The organism is Klebsiella sp. MS 92-3 (assembly GCF_000195655.1).
Lineage (GTDB): Bacteria > Pseudomonadota > Gammaproteobacteria > Enterobacterales > Enterobacteriaceae > Klebsiella > Klebsiella pneumoniae.
This window is the reverse complement of record NZ_GL882805.1, coordinates 20,160-34,579: the sequence shown is the minus strand read 5'-3', so window position 1 is coordinate 34,579 and position 14,420 is coordinate 20,160. Positions and strand designations below refer to the sequence as shown.

The 14,420-nt window shown below is 58.9% G+C and carries 15 protein-coding genes and 1 riboswitch; of the genes, 7 read left to right on the top strand and 8 right to left on the bottom strand.

The window, feature by feature from the left end; all coding sequences use genetic code 11:
- Window positions 1-43: 43 nt before the first annotated feature.
- Window positions 44-1,633: a bifunctional phosphoribosylaminoimidazolecarboxamide formyltransferase/IMP cyclohydrolase gene (gene purH / locus HMPREF9538_RS14615; RefSeq protein ID WP_002884359.1), complete on the top strand. Its 1,590-nt coding sequence runs from the start codon at window positions 44-46 to the stop codon at window positions 1,631-1,633.
- A 15-nt stretch (window positions 1,634-1,648) separates the two neighbouring features.
- Window positions 1,649-2,944 (top strand): phosphoribosylamine--glycine ligase, encoded by a 1,296-nt coding sequence (gene purD / locus HMPREF9538_RS14620; protein ID WP_009485018.1) that lies wholly within the window; start codon window positions 1,649-1,651, stop codon window positions 2,942-2,944.
- Here the strand turns inward: purD and zraR are convergent.
- Complete coding sequence (zraR, locus tag HMPREF9538_RS14625; protein WP_004895015.1) at window positions 2,934-4,265, bottom strand: sigma-54-dependent response regulator transcription factor ZraR; 1,332 nt, start codon at window positions 4,263-4,265, stop codon at window positions 2,934-2,936. The genes purD and zraR overlap by 11 nt on opposite strands.
- A complete protein-coding gene (gene zraS, locus HMPREF9538_RS14630) occupies window positions 4,252-5,646 on the bottom strand; it encodes a two-component system sensor histidine kinase ZraS (protein WP_009485016.1) in 1,395 nt (464 codons plus the stop codon). The genes zraR and zraS overlap by 14 nt, the downstream gene beginning before the upstream one ends.
- Window positions 5,647-5,905: 259 nt before the next feature.
- Between zraS and zraP the strand changes: the two genes are divergently transcribed.
- Window positions 5,906-6,343 carry a zinc resistance sensor/chaperone ZraP gene (gene zraP, locus HMPREF9538_RS14635; protein WP_002884346.1) on the top strand — a complete coding sequence of 146 codons (438 nt, stop codon included), beginning with the start codon at window positions 5,906-5,908 and terminating at the stop codon, window positions 6,341-6,343.
- Between the two features lie 3 nt (window positions 6,344-6,346).
- On the opposite strand, the gene HMPREF9538_RS14640 is transcribed toward zraP, so the two are convergent.
- The 6 genes from HMPREF9538_RS14640 to nudC all read right to left on the bottom strand — a co-directional run bounded on the left by HMPREF9538_RS14640 (window position 6,347) and on the right by nudC (window position 10,709).
- Window positions 6,347-7,042 (bottom strand): DUF1481 domain-containing protein, encoded by a 696-nt coding sequence (locus HMPREF9538_RS14640; protein ID WP_002884344.1) that lies wholly within the window; start codon window positions 7,040-7,042, stop codon window positions 6,347-6,349.
- Window positions 7,043-7,054: 12 nt separating this feature from the next.
- The gene (hupA, locus tag HMPREF9538_RS14645) at window positions 7,055-7,327 is read right to left on the bottom strand and encodes a nucleoid-associated protein HU-alpha (protein WP_002884342.1); all 273 of its coding nucleotides are present in this window, start codon (window positions 7,325-7,327) and stop codon (window positions 7,055-7,057) included.
- Between the two features lie 186 nt (window positions 7,328-7,513).
- Entirely contained in the window at window positions 7,514-8,104 is a 591-nt protein-coding gene (locus HMPREF9538_RS14650; RefSeq protein ID WP_002884331.1) for a YjaG family protein, read from the bottom strand.
- A 42-nt stretch (window positions 8,105-8,146) separates the two neighbouring features.
- Window positions 8,147-8,818 (bottom strand): deoxyribonuclease V, encoded by a 672-nt coding sequence (gene nfi, locus HMPREF9538_RS14655; protein ID WP_009485014.1) that lies wholly within the window; start codon window positions 8,816-8,818, stop codon window positions 8,147-8,149.
- A gap of 12 nt (window positions 8,819-8,830) precedes the next feature.
- The gene (hemE, locus tag HMPREF9538_RS14660) at window positions 8,831-9,895 is read right to left on the bottom strand and encodes a uroporphyrinogen decarboxylase (RefSeq protein ID WP_004178235.1); all 1,065 of its coding nucleotides are present in this window, start codon (window positions 9,893-9,895) and stop codon (window positions 8,831-8,833) included.
- A gap of 40 nt (window positions 9,896-9,935) precedes the next feature.
- Complete coding sequence (gene nudC, locus HMPREF9538_RS0127580) at window positions 9,936-10,709, bottom strand: NAD(+) diphosphatase (protein WP_002884327.1); 774 nt, start codon at window positions 10,707-10,709, stop codon at window positions 9,936-9,938.
- Window positions 10,710-10,802: 93 nt separating this feature from the next.
- Between nudC and HMPREF9538_RS14665 the strand changes: the two genes are divergently transcribed.
- The 4 genes from HMPREF9538_RS14665 to HMPREF9538_RS29880 all read left to right on the top strand — a co-directional run.
- Entirely contained in the window at window positions 10,803-11,300 is a 498-nt protein-coding gene (locus tag HMPREF9538_RS14665) for an Rsd/AlgQ family anti-sigma factor (RefSeq protein ID WP_002884324.1), read from the top strand.
- Window positions 11,301-11,352: 52 nt separating this feature from the next.
- A riboswitch (TPP riboswitch) is annotated at window positions 11,353-11,477 on the top strand.
- Window positions 11,478-11,562: 85 nt separating this feature from the next.
- Entirely contained in the window at window positions 11,563-13,458 is a 1,896-nt protein-coding gene (gene thiC / locus HMPREF9538_RS14670) for a phosphomethylpyrimidine synthase ThiC (protein ID WP_009485012.1), read from the top strand.
- Window positions 13,458-14,093: a thiamine phosphate synthase gene (thiE, locus tag HMPREF9538_RS14675; RefSeq protein WP_004152310.1), complete on the top strand. Its 636-nt coding sequence runs from the start codon at window positions 13,458-13,460 to the stop codon at window positions 14,091-14,093. Before thiC ends, thiE begins: the two co-directional genes overlap by 1 nt.
- The coding region (locus tag HMPREF9538_RS29880) for a HesA/MoeB/ThiF family protein (RefSeq protein ID WP_009485011.1) at window positions 14,086-14,420 on the top strand (335 nt) is incomplete at its 3' end. The genes thiE and HMPREF9538_RS29880, both read left to right, overlap by 8 nt.

The window sequence follows — 14,420 nt, the reverse complement described above, 5'->3', positions numbered from 1 at the left end:
CCTAACGCTCTCTGTAATGTTCAAATCCTGGGGATTTAATACCATGCAACAACGTCGTCCAGTCCGCCGCGCTCTGCTCAGTGTTTCTGACAAGGCCGGTATCGTCGAATTCGCGCAGGCGCTTTCCGCTCGTGGTGTCGAGCTGCTGTCCACCGGCGGCACCGCTCGCCTGCTGGCAGATAAAGGCCTGCCGGTTACCGAAGTCTCTGACTACACCGGTTTCCCGGAAATGATGGATGGACGCGTGAAGACCCTGCATCCGAAAGTACACGGCGGCATCCTCGGTCGTCGCGGTCAGGATGACGGTATCATGCAGCAACACGGTATCGCGCCTATCGATATGGTTGTCGTGAACCTTTACCCGTTCGCCCAGACCGTCGCTCGTGAAGGGTGCTCGCTGGAAGACGCGGTGGAAAACATCGATATCGGCGGCCCGACTATGGTGCGCTCTGCGGCGAAGAACCATAAAGATGTCGCCATCGTGGTTAAGAGCAGCGACTACGACGCCATTATTAATGAGATGGACGCCAACGAAGGTTCTCTCACGCTGGCCACCCGCTTCGACCTCGCCATTAAAGCCTTCGAACACACCGCCGCTTACGACAGCATGATCGCCAACTACTTCGGCAGCATGGTTCCGGCTTATCACGGCGAAAGCAAAGAAGCCGCTGGCCGCTTCCCGCGTACCCTGAATCTGAACTTCATTAAGAAGCAGGATATGCGCTACGGCGAAAACAGCCACCAGCAGGCGGCCTTCTATATAGAAGAGAATGTAAAAGAGGCCTCCGTGGCTACCGCCACCCAGCTGCAGGGCAAAGCGCTCTCCTATAACAATATTGCCGATACCGATGCGGCGCTGGAGTGCGTGAAAGAGTTCAACGAGCCGGCCTGCGTTATCGTTAAGCACGCCAACCCGTGCGGCGTTGCCGTCAGCGACTCGATCCTTGACGCCTACGATCGCGCTTACAAAACCGACCCGACCTCCGCGTTCGGCGGCATCATTGCCTTTAACCGCGAGCTGGATGCTGAAACCGCGCAGGCGATCATCTCTCGCCAGTTCGTCGAAGTGATCATCGCGCCGTCCGCCAGCGAAGAAGCGCTGAAAATCACCGCCGCGAAGCAGAACGTCCGCGTACTGACCTGCGGCCAGTGGGATACTCGCGTTGCCGGCCTCGATTTCAAACGCGTTAACGGTGGTCTGCTGGTTCAGGACCGCGATCTCGGCATGGTCACCGCAGGTGAACTGCGCGTGGTCAGCAAACGTCAGCCAACCGAGCAGGAACTGCGCGATGCGCTGTTCTGCTGGAAAGTGGCGAAATTCGTCAAATCCAACGCCATCGTTTATGCCAAAGATAATATGACCATCGGTATAGGCGCCGGTCAGATGAGCCGCGTCTACTCGGCGAAAATCGCCGGAATTAAAGCCGGTGATGAAGGTCTGGAAGTGAAAGGTTCCGCCATGGCCTCTGACGCTTTCTTCCCGTTCCGCGACGGCATCGATGCCGCAGCCGCGGTAGGCATCACCTGCGTTATTCAGCCGGGCGGCTCTATCCGTGACGACGAAGTGATTGCCGCCGCTGACGAACACGGCATCGCCATGATCTTCACCGACATGCGCCACTTCCGCCATTAATTCCTGGAGCAGCAGATGAAAGTATTAGTAATCGGTAACGGCGGGCGCGAGCACGCGCTGGCCTGGAAAGCGGCTCAGTCGCCGCTGGTTGATACCGTCTATGTCGCGCCGGGCAACGCCGGTACCGCCCTGGAGCCGTCGCTGCAAACCGTCGCCATCGGCGTCACCGATATTCCGGCGCTGCTTCGCTTCGCGCAGGATGAGAAAATCGATCTGACCATCGTTGGTCCGGAAGCGCCGTTGGTCATTGGCGTGGTCGACGCGTTCCGTGCCGCCGGGCTGAACATCTTCGGGCCAACCGAAGGCGCCGCGCAGCTGGAAGGCTCAAAAGCCTTCACCAAAGATTTTCTCGCCCGTCATCATATTCCGACGGCGGAATACCAGAACTTCACCGAAGTGGAGCCTGCGCTGGCTTATCTGCGCGAGAAAGGCGCGCCGATCGTCATCAAAGCCGACGGTCTGGCGGCGGGTAAAGGCGTTATCGTGGCGATGACCCTCGAGGAAGCCGAAGCGGCGGTCAAAGATATGTTGGCCGGCAACGCCTTTGGCGACGCAGGCCACCGCATCGTGATTGAAGAGTTCCTCGATGGCGAAGAGGCTAGCTTTATTGTGATGGTCGACGGCGAGCACGTCCTGCCGATGGCCACCAGCCAGGATCACAAGCGCGTCGGCAACGGCGATACCGGCCCGAACACCGGCGGGATGGGGGCGTATTCCCCGGCGCCGGTGGTTACTGATGAAGTCCACCAGCGCACCATGGAGCGGATTATCTGGCCAACCGTGAAAGGCATGGCCGCTGAAGGCAACACCTATACCGGTTTCCTCTACGCCGGTCTGATGATCGACAAGCAGGGCAACCCGAAGGTGATTGAGTTCAACTGCCGCTTTGGCGACCCGGAAACCCAACCGATCATGCTGCGCATGAAGTCCGACCTGGTCGAGCTGTGCCTCGCCGCCTGCGCGGGCAAGCTGGACGAGAAAACCTCCGAGTGGGATGACCGCGCGTCGCTGGGCGTGGTGGTTGCCGCCGGCGGCTATCCGGGCAGCTACAATACGGGCGATGAGATCTACGGCCTGCCGCAGCAGGAAGTCGCAGACGGTAAAGTCTTCCACGCCGGCACCAAACTGTCTGACGACCAGCGCGTGGTCACCAACGGCGGGCGCGTGCTGTGCGTCACCGCGCTGGGTGACTCCGTGGCGCAGGCGCAGCAGCGCGCCTATCAGCTGCTGACCGACATTCGCTGGGACGGTAGCTTTAGCCGTAGCGATATCGGCTGGCGCGCCATCGAACGTGAAAAGGCTAACGGCTAAGTTTCGCCAGCAGCGTTTTGCGCGTAATGCCTAACTGACGGGCGGCTTCGGTTTTGTTGCCGCCCGTTTTTTCCAGCGCCGCCAGAATCACCTCTTTCTCCACTTCCACTAACGGCTGAATTCCCCCCTCCTCGCTCCCGCCTGATGGCAGCGGCGTACCGGCGATCGCCAGCGGCAGTTCTCGCTCAGAGATATAGTTTCCGGTCAGTAGCACCACCGCCCGCTCCACCGCGTTTTCCAGCTCGCGAATATTGCCCGGCCAGGGGTAGTGGATCAGCAGGTCCATCGCCTGTGGCGTGAACCCCTTTACCGTCTTACGATTGCGTTCGGTATAGCGTTTGAGAAAATGCTGCGCCAGCTGCGGAATATCTTCCCGTCGCCGGCGCAGCGGCGGTATCTCGATGGTCACGACGTTGAGTCGGTAATAGAGATCCTGGCGAAAGCGCCCGGCGCTCACCTCTTCCGCAAGGTTGCGATGGGTGGCGGCGATAAGCCGCACATCAACGGCAAGCGTCTGGTTGCTGCCGACCCGCTGCACCTCCCGCTCCTGAATCGCCCGCAGCAAGCGGACCTGCATCACTGGCGAGATATCGCCTATCTCATCAAGAAACAGCGTGCCGCCATCCGCTTCGACAAAGCGTCCTTCCCGCCGCCGATCCGCCCCGGTAAACGCCCCTTTTTCATGACCGAATAGCTCGGATTCCAGCAGTGACTCATTCAGCGCCGCGCAGTTGAGCGTGACCAACGGCTTGTCACGACGCTCGCTGCAGGCGTGGATGGCGTGCGCCACCAGCTCCTTACCGGTTCCCGACTCCCCATAAATCAGCACCGTCGCGTCCGAAGGGGCCACCAGCGTAATATCGTTAAGAAGCGCCTGCATCGCCGGGCTGTCGCCAATCATGCCCCACCGTGAATCCGTCGCAACGCTGGGGTCGCTCTCGCTCTGCCGGGTGTGCGCCAATGCCTGAACCAGCGTCTGCTGCAGGGTGTCAAAATCCAGCGGTTTAACCAGATAATCCAGCGCCCCGGACTTAATAGCTTCTACCGCCGTACCGACGCTGGAAAACGCCGTCATGATCAGAACCGGTATCGCCGGGTTATAGGCCTTAATCTCTTTTAACGTTGCGATACCGTCCATCTCCGCCATACGGATATCGCACAGCACCAGGTCGAAGACCTGCTGATGGATCTGCTCCAGCGCCTGCAGGCCGTTGTGAGCCAACCCCACCTGATAGCCCCAGCCGCGCAGCAGCGCCTGCAGGATCGTGCAGTGGCTGATGTCATCATCAACGACCAGAATCTGTACTTTATCGCTGCTCATCTTCCCTCCGTTGAGCATCCACCGGTAACCAAAGCGTAAATATCGCTCCAGCTCCCGGCTGACTTTCGGCGCGGATCGTCCCGCCATGTTGTTCGATAATATTCTGCACTACGGCCAGCCCCAGCCCGGTGCCGTCCGCCTTGGTGGTGAAATACGGCGTGAAGATAGCCTGTAACTCTTCATCGCTCATCCCCTTACCGCTATCCGTGACGACGATTTTCACCCGCTGACGATCGGCTTCGCTTGCTGTTACGCGAATGACGCCGTCACGACCAATCGCCTGCATTGCATTCAGGTACAGGTTCAACAGCACCTGATTCAGGCGATCGGGGTCGGCGCTGATCGTGGTTAACTCAGGTCGCGGAGTAAATTGCAGCGCGATCCCGCGGCTCTGCGCATCCTGGCTTACCAACTGCAATGAGTGGCGGATAAGCGCGTTGATATCGACTGTTTGGTAGTTTAGATGGGCGGGACGGACCAGCTCCAGCAGCTCGCTGACCACCCGGTTCAGGCGATCAGCCTCTTTGGCCATCACCTGGGCTAACTGATGCGACTCGCCGCCAGGCGACGTGCGCTCGGCAAAATATTTCGCCAGCCCTTTAATCGACGAGAGCGGGTTGCGGATCTCGTGCGCGACCCCCGCCGCCAGATGGCCAAGCGCCAGCAGCTTTTCCTTGCGGGCCATCGCCTCCAGCAGCTGTTTCCGCGAGCGACGATAGCGGCGGAACCAGAACTGAGCGAGGATCGTCGCCGCTATCACCAGCGCGGCGGCACCCAGCATGATGGCCATATTTCGCTGCCCGCGGGCCTGCGCGGCATCCAGCTCGCGGCTATCAAAGGCGATAAAAATCACCTGCGGGACAGTGGCCTGAGCCAGGGCGCTATTGCCGCGGTTCATCATTCCCATATGGTGGCCGCGGGCCGGATTAAGCGGGCGAAAATGGCGATAGATCTCCAGCGCCGGCCGCGGTTCGCTAAGCCGGCGCCAGCGGGCCTGTTCGCCAACCGCTAACGCACGCATCTGCGCCGGGCTATACAGCGTTTTACCCACCTGCTGCGGATCGCTATGGGCGATAATTTTACCGTTTTCATCGGTCACCGCGAACCACAGGACGCCCGGTTGCCAGGCCATCTCTTCCAGCAGGGCCTGCAGCTGCGCATGATGCATACGCATCCCCATCCCGACGCGCGTGCCGGACTCCAGCGCGCGGATCAGCACGCTCCCTTTCTCTTCAATGGTTTGTCGGGCAGCGGTCGTCTCGCGACCGTAGTCGCGGACGATCATCGCGGAGAACAGCATGACCAGCAGCACAACCGTGCCGGTCAGCAGCCAGCTCAGCGCGCCAGCGGCGGCGTCCCGGGAGAGAGATTTGATCTTCATCGGCGAGTCCTTGTCATCTCTTTTTCACTATCTGCAGGCTCCTTCAGCAGAAATCATGCCATGTTTCCGCGCGGCCAATCCTGCTCTCAAACATATCGCCTGCGCTTAAGCGAGTAAAAATGACTCGCCTGACCCTGGCGGAACGGGTCATTTTTACTCGCTCTCCTCGGCAAAGGCTTCGGCAGGCCCACACAGACGGGCTTTTTCAGACTGGCATGGAAGATGCAATACCGAGGGAAACCACACAGGAGAAAATGCCATGAAACGGAACCGTACCTTACCTCTCGCCCTCGTTACCTTTGCCGCGCTGACCTTCGCCAGCAACGCGGCCTGGGCCAACCACCACTGGGGCAACAATAACGGGATGGGCAACCAGGGCTACAGTCAGCTGACCCAGGAGCAGCAGGCTACCGTGCAAAAGCTGCATAACGATTACTATGCGCAAACCAGCGCCCTGCGCCAGCAGCTGCAGTCCAAACGCTATGAGTACAATGCGCTGCTCACGGCGCAAAAGCCGGACAGCGGGAAGATTGAAGCTGTCGCTCAGGAGATGGAAGGCTTACGCCAGAAGCTGGATCAGCAGCGGGTGAAGTTTGATATCGCCCTGGCTGAGGCAGGCGTTCCCCGCGGCGCAGGAATGGGATATGGCGGCTGTCGCGGTAGCGCCGGCGGTCATATGGGCATGAACCACTGGTAAAGGTTAGAAGCTTTTTTCCGTCGGCTGCCAGGTGCAGAAGTTTTCATTGGCGACCAGCAGCAGTTGAGAGCCTTCCGGCGCCTCCAGCCAGGCAATGCTCACAGCGGCGGAAGCGTGGCTCTGGCGGCGTTCAATGTGCGCCAGGGCCCGGCTATCGAGGTCGGGCGTAACCGTCTGCCCTTCGCAGGTCAGCACGGTATGCGCGGCAGCGTTCCAGCGCCCCTGCCGCAGGACGACCCGCCCCTGGCGGAGGGCGTCGCTGGTCTGGCGGATCTGCTCGGCGCGATAACGATATAGCGCGACCTGGTCGCTGGAGAGCTGCTGCTTCTGCCCGTCCACTTCCCGTTGCATAAAGCTCAGATCGCCCTGCGCGTCGAAACGGGCGCGAATATGTTCCGGCGGTTTGCCATAGACATTGAGTTCGATAAGCGCCAGTTGATCGCCCTGCCAGCGATATTCGCTGGTCGAGGTGTCCCCGTGACGCCACGGGCTGAAGGCGGCGAGAAGATGGACTTCATCGCCAGAATCTTTACGCCAGATGCGCATCGCTCCCTGATTGTCCGCATATCCGCTGGCGGTAAACGGCGGTAGCGACGTGTCGTGGCTGCAGGCAGTCAGCAACAGGATGCCCGCCAGCGCCAGAGGCCGGCGCCAGACAGACAAAAGGGGCTTAATAGCCCCTTCGATAAAACTGTTCACTGCCACGCGGTCTTACTTAACTGCGTCTTTCAGTGCTTTGCCAGAAACAAATGCCGGCACGTTAGCTGCAGCGATTTTGATCTCTTTACCGGTCTGCGGGTTGCGGCCAGTACGCTCAGCGCGGTGGTTCACTTTGAAGGTACCGAAACCAACCAGTTGAACAGCATCACCTTCTTTCAGAGACTCAGTAATTGCAGCCAGGGTAGATTCCAGGGCAGCTTTAGCCTGTGCTTTGGACAGGTCAGCTTTGTCCGCAATTACATCAATCAGTTGAGTCTTGTTCATAAGTTATCCTTACAATGTGTTTATCGCTTGCTAAGCATCGAGTGCGACGGAAATGCCAAAAAAGCACCCTCCTGCATACACGCACCGATAGCCACTTTTTTTCGCCCTCCAAATGTAGACCAGACGGGGGGCGGAATGGAAGCCTTCAGACGCTACAATTCAGGCGGTAAATCACGTTTTCTGGTCTCACTGCTGAAAATTTATACCAATATTGCTCTCGCCAGCCTCGCGCAGGTCCGCGCGCAGGCCTTTTATCAGCTCAAGATCACGCTCTTCACAGTCGGCCAGCAGGCGGAAAATTTCCCACTGAATATCCCATTCCTGCTCTACCGCCGGATTCGCTTTCAACTCTTCGTCGGTCATTTCGCGACCTTCCTGGGTCATTTCCAGCATCGCCACGGTGGTGATGGAGGTCTTGCTCACCTCGATCGCGTGCTCGAGCGTTTCGCCGCTCAGACGAGAATGAATCAGTTCACTCAACGCCACGCAAGCGTCTATGGCCGGATAGACACCGTACATGTCGAAATCATCTGCCGCCGGGATCGCCTCTTCCAGCTTCTCCAGCTGGCTGTCGAAATTCACCTTCGCATCTTTAACCGTCAGCGTTTCCCAGATCAGGTCCAGGATACGACGATAAAGCAGGCCGTCGCCAAACTCGGTTTGCTTGCAGAACATCGCGTAGTTGGGATACATACGTTCGCACAGGCAGGCCATAAAAGTGACATGCTGCCAGCTTTCCAGCTTCTCCAGGCGCAGGTGAATCGGGTTTTGTAACATGATGAATTCTCGAAGTCAGAAATTAGGCGCAGTGTACCTGAATCAGCTGTGATTTGCTTGCCAACGCACAAACGACGGACGACGGGACGCCACCGCATCGGCCCAGCGCGTCGGCTCGGGCAGACGGTAGCCTCGCATGCAGCGCTCAACCCACATTAAAGCGCTGTCCATGCCTACCCGGTGGCCAGTGCTAATAAACAGCGGGTTGCAGCGCACTTTGCTGCGCCAGACCCAGGCCAGTTGCTCATTTTTATCCATCAGCGGGGCCAGCGCGCCAGGCTCATCACCCAGGTCGCCGATTTTGCCGCACAGGCGTTTTTTCGCCACTCCGATAGTCGGCACATCAATCATCAGGCCAAAATGGCTGGCGACGCCCAATCTCCGGGGATGGGAAATGCCGTGTCCGTCAACGAAGAGCAGGTCCGGTTTTTGCGAAAGCTGCTCCCACGCCGCCAGCAGCGCAGGCGTTTCGCGAAACGAGAGAAAGCCGGGAATATAGGGCATAGAGGTGGCGACCCGCGCCACCTGATACTCCACCAGCTCAAGCTCAGGCCAGGTCAGCAGCACCATCGCAGCCCGGGTGACCTCCCCTTCCTGCTCAAACCCGACGTCCGCGCCGCCGATCAACGCCGGCGGGTCGCGATCCAGTCGATCCGCACGCTCTACCGACGCGGCTAACTGTTGCTGTTGGGTACGTAGTGCGGCTAAATCCATAGGGCTTATCTCCTACTGGTGATAGGGTGCGGACAGACGGTGCACAGCCTCAACAAAGACGCCCGCATGCTCGGGGTCAACGTCCTGATGAATACCGTGTCCAAGGTTAAAGACGTGGCCTTCCCCCTGGCCAAAGCCGGCAAGAATGGTCGCCACTTCTTCTTCAATACGCGGGGCGGGCGCATAGAGCATCGACGGATCCATATTGCCCTGTAGCGCTACTTTGTTACCCACGCGACGGCGGGCATCGGCAATATCGGTGGTCCAGTCGAGACCCAACGCATCGCAGCCGGTCTCCGCCATCGCTTCCAGCCACTGACCACCGCCTTTGGTGAACAGTGTCACCGGCACGCGGCGGCCTTCGTTTTCCCGCAGCAGGCCATCGACGATCTTATGCATGTAGTAGAGGGAGAACTGCTGATAGTCGCGGCCGGTCAGCACCCCGCCCCAGGTGTCAAAAATCATCACCGACTGCGCGCCGGCTTTGATCTGCGCGTTGAGATACAGGGTGACGCTCTTCGCCAGCTTATCCAGCAGCGCATGCAGCGCCTGCGGCTCGGCGTACATCATCTTTTTAATCACGGTGAAGGCCTTGCTGCTGCCGCCCTCCACCATGTACGTAGCCAGCGTCCATGGACTACCGGAAAAACCGATCAGCGGCACTTCGCCTTTCAGTTCGCGGCGAATGGTGCGCACGGCGTTCATTACATAGCCCAGCTCCTGCTCCGGATCCGGGATCGGCAGCTTGTCGACGTCGGCTTTACTTTTTACCGGCGAGGTGAAGCGCGGACCTTCACCAGCTTCAAAGTACAGCCCCAGCCCCATGGCGTCCGGGATGGTCAGGATGTCCGAAAAGAGGATCGCCGCGTCCAGCGGGTAACGGCGCAGCGGCTGGAGCGTCACTTCGCAGGCCAGCTCGGCATTTTTACACAGCGACATAAAGTCGCCCGCTTGCGCACGGGTGGCTTTGTACTCCGGTAAATAGCGGCCCGCCTGGCGCATCATCCACACCGGGGTGACATCAACCGGCTGACGCAGCAGCGCGCGCAGGTAACGATCGTTCTTCAGTTCGGTCATTTTTACATTCCTTTAGCGTTGATACGCCCAGTGTAACATGTCACTCGAACTCTGCCCGACACATCGCGACGGTATCTTCGATAAGCCGCCGCGCCACTGTCCCCGGCGGCGGCAGAAGCGGCAGGTCGTCATAGCGATACCAGTCCGCGGTCAGTAACTCTTTTTTGTCGACCACGATCTCGCCATCTGCGTAATCCGCCATAAAGGCGGTCATCAGCGACTGCGGGAACGGCCATGGCTGAGAGGTCACGTAACGCAGATTTTTTACCCGAATACCGCTCTCCTCCATCACCTCGCGAGCCACCGCCTGCTCAAGGGTTTCGCCGACCTCGACAAAGCCGGCCAGCACGGTGTGCACGCCGTTGCGATGGCGCGTATGTTGCGCCAGCAGGATCGCATCGTCGCGACGGATTGCCACGATAATGCAGGGGGCAATTTGCGGGTAGTAACGTTCGCGGCAGTGGCTGCACAGCATCGCCCATTCGCTTTTGCTGGCATGCATCGGGTGGCCGCAGTAACCGCAAAATTTATGCGAGCGATAAAATTCGGCGAGCTGGATCCCCCGCCCAGCCAGCTGGAAGAGTCCCGGATCCTGATCCAGCACCTGGCGCAACGATCCCATGTCATGGCGACGATCCTGGCGCACCATCCACACGGACTCGCCCTGCCACTCGCCAATATGCAGCGCATGCTGGCCGACAAGATCGAAATTAACCGCTTCGCCATGTGGTAATTCTCCACCAGGCAACCATAATTTTTGTTCGTGACTGACAACCCACCAGCCGCGATCTAATTTTTCAATAATACGATCCATATCTATTGCACTACCTTTGCTTCACTGGCATGTTGTTAACATTATATTTACATTTTGGTGAGCAGATTTAAATCAAAACTAGCGGAGTCAATCATGCTAAACCAGCTGGAAAATCTGACGGAGCGCGTTGGCGGTAGTAATGAACTGGTCGATCGCTGGCTACAAGTGCGTAAGCATCTGCTCGTGGCTTACTACAACCTGGTTGGCCTGAAACCGGGCAAAGAGTCGTTTATGCGGCTAAACGAAAAGGCGCTGGATGACTTTTGCCAAAGTCTGGTGGATTACCTCTCATCCGGTCATTTTAGTATTTATGAACGCATTATTGGCGAAATGGAAGGCGATACCCCTCTTTTAGCCGCCACCCGGCTTTACCCGCAGCTGGAAGCCAATACCCAGCAGATGATGGACTACTACGATACCTGCCTCGAAAACGCCATCGATCACGATAACTATCTTGAATTTCAGCAGGCGCTGTCGGATATCGGCGAGTCGCTGGAGGCGCGTTTCGCGCTGGAAGATAAACTGATCGCCCTGGCTGTCGCCCATAACCTGAGCAATGACGTGCGTGATAATATTGCGCCGACCGCTTGAGTTGTGAACCGTTAACGCGTAATTTACGTACATTATCCCTCTGCGGAGGGATTTCATCTTGTCGGAGTGCCTATTTTCCATGCGCAGGCTAACGTGGAAAAGGCTGAGACCGTTAATTCGGGATCCGCGGAACCTGATCAGGCTAATACCTGCGAAGGGAACAAGAGTAAACTGCTGTTCGCGTCAGTCCGTCAGGGCCGATCGCATCTGTTACTCCATCCGTCGTCTGACAAGCCATGTCCTTTTTTAACTGGAATGCGCTATGTCTACTACCAAACTAACCCGTCGGGAACAACGCGAGCACGCGCAGCGATTCATTGATACGCTGGCGGGTACCGCTTTTCCTAATTCACGCCGCATCTATGTTCACGGCTCACAAGCGGATATCCGCGTCCCGATGCGTGAAATTCAGCTCAGCCCAACTCTCGTCGGCGGCGATAAAGATAACCCCCGGTACGAAACCAACGAACCGATCCCGGTGTATGACACCTCCGGGCCGTATGGCGACCCGGATATTAGCATTGATGTCCGCCAGGGGCTGGCAAAGCTGCGCCAGCCGTGGATCGACGCGCGTAACGACTGCGCGCCGCTCAGCGAACGCAGCTCGGCCTATACCAAAGCGCGGCTGGCCGACGACGGTCTCGATGAGCTGCGCTTCAGCGGCCTGCTGACGCCCAAACGCGCCGTCGTTGGCAAATGCGTGACCCAGCTGCACTACGCCCGCCAGGGGATAGTCACCCCGGAGATGGAGTTCATCGCCATTCGCGAAAACATGGGTCGCGAACGTATCCGCAGCGAGGTTCTGCGCCAGCAGCACGCAGGTGAAGGCTTCGGCGCCCACCTACCGGAAAACATCACCCCCGAGTTCGTTCGCGATGAAGTGGCCGCCGGACGCGCCATCATCCCCGCCAACATCAACCACCCGGAGTCTGAACCGATGATTATCGGCCGCAACTTCCTGGTGAAAGTGAATGCCAATATCGGCAACTCTGCGGTGACCTCTTCCATCGAAGAAGAGGTCGAGAAACTGGTCTGGTCAACCCGCTGGGGCGCCGACACGGTGATGGACCTCTCCACCGGCCGCTATATCCACGAAACCCGCGAGTGGATCCTGCGCAACAGCCCGGTGCCGATTGGTACCGTGCCGATTTACCAGGCGCTGGAGAAGGTCAACGGCATCGCCGAGAATCTCACCTGGCAAGTCTTCCGCGATACCCTGCTGGAACAGGCCGAGCAAGGCGTCGACTACTTCACGATTCACGCCGGCGTACTGTTGCGCTACGTCCCGATGACGGCGAAGCGCCTGACCGGTATCGTCTCGCGCGGCGGCTCAATCATGGCTAAGTGGTGCCTGTCGCATCATCAGGAAAACTTCCTCTACCAGCATTTCCGCGAAATCTGCGAAATCTGCGCCGCCTATGACGTGTCGCTGTCGCTGGGCGATGGCCTGCGCCCCGGCTCCATTCAGGATGCCAACGACGAGGCGCAGTTTTCCGAGCTGCGCACCCTTGGAGAACTGACGAAAATCGCCTGGGAATATGACGTGCAGGTGATGATTGAAGGCCCTGGCCACGTGCCGATGCAGATGATCCGCCGCAATATGACCGAACAGCTGGAGCACTGCCACGAAGCGCCATTCTACACCCTGGGGCCGCTCACCACTGACATCGCGCCGGGCTACGACCATTTCACCTCCGGTATCGGCGCGGCAATGATCGGCTGGTTCGGTTGCGCCATGCTGTGCTATGTCACGCCGAAAGAGCATCTCGGCCTGCCCAACAAAGAGGATGTCAAACAGGGGCTGATTACCTACAAAATCGCCGCCCACGCCGCCGACCTCGCGAAAGGCCACCCCGGGGCGCAGATCCGCGACAACGCGATGTCAAAAGCGCGTTTTGAATTCCGCTGGGAAGACCAGTTCAACCTCGCGCTCGACCCGTTCACCGCGCGGGCCTATCACGATGAAACCCTGCCGCAGGAGTCCGGCAAAGTCGCCCACTTCTGCTCCATGTGCGGGCCGAAATTCTGTTCGATGAAAATCACTCAGGAGGTCCGCGACTACGCCGCGAAGCAAAGTATCGAAGCCGGCATGGCCGATATGTCGAATAACTTCCGCGCCCGCGGCGGCGAAATCTACCTGAAACAGGAGGAAGCCTGATGTATCAACCTGATTTTCCACCCGTCCCGTTTCGTCTCGGACTCTACCCGGTGGTGGACAGCGTGGCGTGGATTGAGCGCCTGCTCGAAGCTGGGGTACGTACCCTTCAGTTACGCATCAAAGACCGGCGCGACAGCGAAGTTGAGGATGACGTGATCGCCGCCATCGCCCTTGGTCGCCGCTATCACGCCCGACTGTTCATTAACGATTACTGGCAACTGGCGATTAAGCACCAGGCCTATGGCGTGCATCTCGGACAAGAAGATCTGGAAACCACCGATCTGAGCGCTATCCGCCAGGCCGGGCTGCGTCTTGGCGTCTCTACTCACGATGATATGGAAATTGATGTCGCCCTTGCGGCACGCCCCTCTTACATCGCGCTAGGTCACGTCTTCCCGACGCAAACCAAACAGATGCCTTCCGCGCCGCAGGGCCTCGAGCAGCTTGCCAGACATATTCAACGCCTGGCGGATTACCCCACCGTGGCGATCGGCGGAATTAGCCTGGAAAAGGCGCCGGGGGTACTGGCGACCGGCGTCGGCAGCATCGCGGTGGTCAGCGCCATCACCCAGGCGGCGGACTGGCGGGCAGCGACCGACCAACTGCTGGCGCTGGCGGGAGCGGGCGATGAATGATCACGACTTTATGCGCTATAGCCGCCAGCTGCTGCTGGAGGATATTGCCATCGAAGGGCAGCAGAAGCTGTTAGCCAGTCGAGTGCTGATTATCGGCCTTGGCGGGCTGGGCTCCCCGGCGGCGCTCTATCTGGCCGGGGCTGGCGTCGGGACGCTCACCCTGGCCGATGACGACGCGGTGCATCTCAGCAACCTGCAACGGCAGATCTTGTTCACCAGCGCGGATATCGATCGGCCAAAAGCCGCAGCGGCACAGACCCGGCTCAGCCAGCTAAACCCGCAGATCAAACTGGTAGCGCTCCAGCAGCGCTTAAGCGGCGAGGGGGG

Bases quoted from the DNA above. Each gene is read 5' to 3' on its own strand.
- zraR (WP_004895015.1), bottom strand. From the start codon at position 4,265: ATGAGCAGCGATAAAGTACAGATTCTGGTCGTTGATGATGACATCAGC.
- nfi (WP_009485014.1), bottom strand. From the start codon at position 8,818: ATGGATTTAGCCGCACTACGTACCCAACAGCAACAGTTAGCCGCGTCG.
- HMPREF9538_RS14650 (WP_002884331.1), bottom strand. From the start codon at position 8,104: ATGTTACAAAACCCGATTCACCTGCGCCTGGAGAAGCTGGAAAGCTGG.
- purD (WP_009485018.1), top strand. From the start codon at position 1,649: ATGAAAGTATTAGTAATCGGTAACGGCGGGCGCGAGCACGCGCTGGCC.
- thiC (WP_009485012.1), top strand. From the start codon at position 11,563: ATGTCTACTACCAAACTAACCCGTCGGGAACAACGCGAGCACGCGCAG.
- HMPREF9538_RS14665 (WP_002884324.1), top strand. From the start codon at position 10,803: ATGCTAAACCAGCTGGAAAATCTGACGGAGCGCGTTGGCGGTAGTAAT.
- hemE (WP_004178235.1), bottom strand. From the start codon at position 9,895: ATGACCGAACTGAAGAACGATCGTTACCTGCGCGCGCTGCTGCGTCAG.
- nudC (WP_002884327.1), bottom strand. From the start codon at position 10,709: ATGGATCGTATTATTGAAAAATTAGATCGCGGCTGGTGGGTTGTCAGT.
- zraS (WP_009485016.1), bottom strand. From the start codon at position 5,646: ATGAAGATCAAATCTCTCTCCCGGGACGCCGCCGCTGGCGCGCTGAGC.
- zraP (WP_002884346.1), top strand. From the start codon at position 5,906: ATGAAACGGAACCGTACCTTACCTCTCGCCCTCGTTACCTTTGCCGCG.
- hupA (WP_002884342.1), bottom strand. From the start codon at position 7,327: ATGAACAAGACTCAACTGATTGATGTAATTGCGGACAAAGCTGACCTG.
- thiE (WP_004152310.1), top strand. From the start codon at position 13,458: ATGTATCAACCTGATTTTCCACCCGTCCCGTTTCGTCTCGGACTCTAC.
- purH (WP_002884359.1), top strand. From the start codon at position 44: ATGCAACAACGTCGTCCAGTCCGCCGCGCTCTGCTCAGTGTTTCTGAC.